This is a genomic window from Rhodococcus sp. 14C212 (assembly GCF_011058195.1).
Taxonomy (GTDB): domain Bacteria; phylum Actinomycetota; class Actinomycetes; order Mycobacteriales; family Mycobacteriaceae; genus Rhodococcus; species Rhodococcus aetherivorans.
The window spans coordinates 1-453 of the sequence record NZ_JAALEH010000232.1 but is presented as its reverse complement, the minus strand read 5'-3'; the positions used below and the strand labels follow the sequence as shown (position 1 = coordinate 453).

1 pseudogene is annotated in these 453 nt (G+C 65.6%); it reads right to left on the bottom strand.

The window, feature by feature from the left end:
• Positions 1–190: pseudogene (locus G6038_RS30855) on the bottom strand (IS1634 family transposase); the annotation flags it as partial.
• Between the last annotated feature and the right edge of the window lie 263 nt (positions 191–453).

The following is a 453-nucleotide window of genomic DNA, read 5'->3' as shown; positions in this document are numbered from 1 at the left end:
GGTCGAGATCGAGTTGCTGCTGGCCGGCAAGAAGTTTCTCGCGGGCGGTCTCGAGCAGAGCGGCGAGTTCACTGTCGGTATGCGCCGAGCCGAGGTGCTCGAGCACCTTGTCTCGGCGGCCTTGCTTAGCTGCGATCTGCACCGCGGTCGCGCCCGACGCGGTGCGGACTTTGCGGATGTAGGCAGCCACAGAGCGGGAGTCTACCGAGCCGTTAGTGTGCCATTTCCCGAACCCGCACCGCTGTCACCAGCACAAACGCCGGATCCGTCCCGAGAATCGGCCAACCTGGTGCAACTCAGGACGGGTTCGGCTGCGCCCACGAGGAACGCGGAAATGCCGGAAGCCCCCCAACGAGGTTGGGGGGCTTCCGGTAACGGGTGTTCGGCGGTGTCCTACTCTCCCACACCCTGTCGGGTGCAGTACCATCGGCGCTGGAGGGCTTAGCTTCCGGG